The organism is Providencia sp. UF-224, from assembly GCF_058245955.1.
In genome coordinates this window covers 1-2,586 of sequence record NZ_JBSICC010000068.1, presented here as the reverse complement: position 1 = coordinate 2,586, position 2,586 = coordinate 1, and the positions used below count along the sequence as shown (strand labels likewise).

The 2,586-nt window shown below is 42.0% G+C and carries 5 protein-coding genes and 1 pseudogene; all 6 read right to left on the bottom strand.

The annotated features are described in order from the left end of the window. A pseudogene (locus AC4IFO_RS22730) lies at positions 1–402 on the bottom strand (hypothetical protein); the annotation flags it as partial. Positions 403–445: 43 nt separating this feature from the next. Beyond that, entirely contained in the window at positions 446–688 is a 243-nt protein-coding gene (locus tag AC4IFO_RS22725; RefSeq protein ID WP_490737813.1) for a hypothetical protein, read from the bottom strand. Between the two features lie 91 nt (positions 689–779). Further along, positions 780–1,118: a hypothetical protein gene (locus AC4IFO_RS22720; protein WP_490737812.1), complete on the bottom strand. Its 339-nt coding sequence runs from the start codon at positions 1,116–1,118 to the stop codon at positions 780–782. A 96-nt stretch (positions 1,119–1,214) separates the two neighbouring features. After that, positions 1,215–1,466 carry a hypothetical protein gene (locus AC4IFO_RS22715; RefSeq protein WP_490737811.1) on the bottom strand — a complete coding sequence of 84 codons (252 nt, stop codon included), beginning with the start codon at positions 1,464–1,466 and terminating at the stop codon, positions 1,215–1,217. A 558-nt stretch (positions 1,467–2,024) separates the two neighbouring features. After that, positions 2,025–2,312, bottom strand: coding sequence for a hypothetical protein (locus tag AC4IFO_RS22710; RefSeq protein ID WP_490737810.1), 288 nt, complete (start codon positions 2,310–2,312; stop codon positions 2,025–2,027). Beyond that, positions 2,305–2,586 (bottom strand): plasmid SOS inhibition protein A (locus AC4IFO_RS22705; RefSeq protein WP_490737809.1); only part of this gene is annotated, 282 nt, incomplete at its 5' end. The genes AC4IFO_RS22705 and AC4IFO_RS22710, both read right to left, overlap by 8 nt.

Genomic DNA, 2,586 nt, shown 5'->3' with positions numbered 1-2,586 from the left:
CATAAAGAGTTCCCCTAAAAAATCAGTCGCTTGACTGTCTAAGGCATTAACACAAATTGCCATTAGTTTGGCGAATACGTCTAAATCGGCTCTTTCATAACGCGCAATCACGTTAAAGTAAGTTTGTTCCAACTCAGGACATTGTTTCACGCTGTTTTCTAATGAAATCGCGGCAACATGAATAAAATCCCGAAACACGTCTAAGCGACTGTGATAACGTGCTGTTTGATTAAATAATTGAATAAACTCGGTGTGAAAATCAGGCTTTGATTTAGCGTTAACTGTGGTTAGGTTTGCTTTCTCGACTGTTTTGTCTATCTTACTGGGCGAACCTGAGATAATAGGACTGGCTACTTTCGCGAGTTGGCTTGAATCGACATCAAAAAAACTCAATTGTGACATATCGACACTCCAAGACTGCCCCCAATGGGGGCAGTGAATTAACTTAAATCCACGATTTACGCAGTTCTAAACAGCGCAAAAGTTGCCCCAAACACTGGTTATTCATTGCAGGGATGCGAACGGGCTGTTTGCGTTTAAGTTGTTTGTCGATATGCCGCGCCATTGCCCGATAGGTCGGCTCAATATCACTTATGGCGATATCGTGACGCACGACCCGACGTTTTGACAGGGCGGACATTTGCGGCTTTACAGGTTTGGCAACGTATGCCATGATATTTGCATTCATCGGAGTTTCTCCTTTGAGTTAATGGTATGCCTTGAGTTTCTTCGCAAAAGTTGATCAAGGCAGGGATTAAGCAGGCGCAAGCCTGCTTTTTTCATTGTTGCGCCAGCAGTCCAGCACAACGCACACGCGATACAATTTGCGCGTGAGATAACGTTGATAAATCTCTAAACGTGAAATAACGCCTGTCCACTTTGACAAAAATATCAGTCACATTCCCCATGACCATTTCTTGCAATTTAAAGGACTCAGTATTGTTATTGCCTTGCCAATCCAACGGGGGCATAACGGATAACGCATCCATAAATTGCATTAAGGTAATTTCTGTCGGAACAGTTTTGGCAGCGTGTTCGCGTCCGACCCAATACACCATTTCCGCGCTTTGCGTTTCTTGGTAACTGTCTGTTTCGTAATGCTCTAATGCGTGATACATAATTATTCTCCTTTTGTAATTTCGTCATTGGATCAATATCGAACTGGCTCGATATTGAATAGCGCGTTTAAGTTTCGCGCTATTCAATAGGTCGCTTTAATGGTATTGGCGAACCTGTTTTTTAAACGGTTTAAGGTGATTGGCGCTTTCAATTTCGCGGAAAGTTAAATCGGTGTTTTTTGTCCCATCGGTTAAGGCATAGTGGTAATTCATGTTCATTTTTTCCGCGAATTTCGTTTTTTTCAGAAAAGTGAAGAATTCGGCAATGGAATTGAAGTGATAAACATCATCCGCTTGCTCTGTCATATTTTTTTTATTGGTTTCAGCAATGAAAACCTGATAATTCATATTGATACTCCTTGTTTTGGCTTTTAACTCATCTTTCTGAAGATTCAAGAGCGGCGGTGTTGACGTTCTCCGAAAGCATCCTGGTTTACCTGCGAGTTTTAAATCATCTCTCTGTGAGTTCTTTCGCGGCAAGGGCGTGCATAGCTGAGACGAGGAAGGAAGCAAGGGCGGAAGCAAAATTGTTGGAAAGCGCAGCGACAAGAATTTTGCTGGAGTTCATTTTACCCTTGCTGGATGACGACTTGAGGCTATGTTTAAGCCGAGCGGAAGTACTTACAGAGAGATAAAAACCTGTAGATAAGGATGAATTCGGCCGACACGCAACGCGTGGCGTCTTTAACGGCCGTGCGAAGCACGAAATGCCGCAGTTAGGTTTCGCTTGCTATCCGAAGGACAGAGACGCTTGCGGCTCTGCGGAAACCCATTCGTAAAACGAATGGCGTTGGAGTGTAGGCGACAGCTCGAGAACGTCGAGCTGCCGTAGGAACCCATAAGGGGCTATTTCATTTTTATGATGAAAGAGTTTCAACTCATTGTTGCTACATCTGAAAACTTATTTTACTCAATCTCAGGCTCAGTAAAATCCAGCCCTTTTTTAACAAAATTCTTTGGTCTTTCACCGAAACACTGACTTTCTTTTGCCAACCATATCTTAAGCTCAACAAGAAAATGGTCGGGAGAATACCGAACATTTTCTTGCAACGCGCGGTATAATTCCACATTCATCGGTGAATATTGATTCAATAATGCATTGAGTTTCCATTCACTTTTTAAATAGTGATATAGCTTTAATTCAATAAAAAGATAAATACTCAGCCACCAATAAACCACATTCCATTCATTCATCGTCAATGCCCTTTTGACTGGTTAACTTATTCGGTATGGCATAACCATCCAGTAATTGTTCACCGTATGATCGGTTATCAATTTCATCATTAAAATCCAAGAGCGCCGACCACAACGGAGCAAAATCAAGGTATTTTCGCAAGTTTAAATGCCTAAATCGCGTCGTCCAGTTCACAAGCAACTCAATCAAATCATACTCTTCAATCCCATCATGATTAAACCGGTTGTACCACGATTTAAATTCACTGGGGGTAATAAAGGCTAACTCAATTTC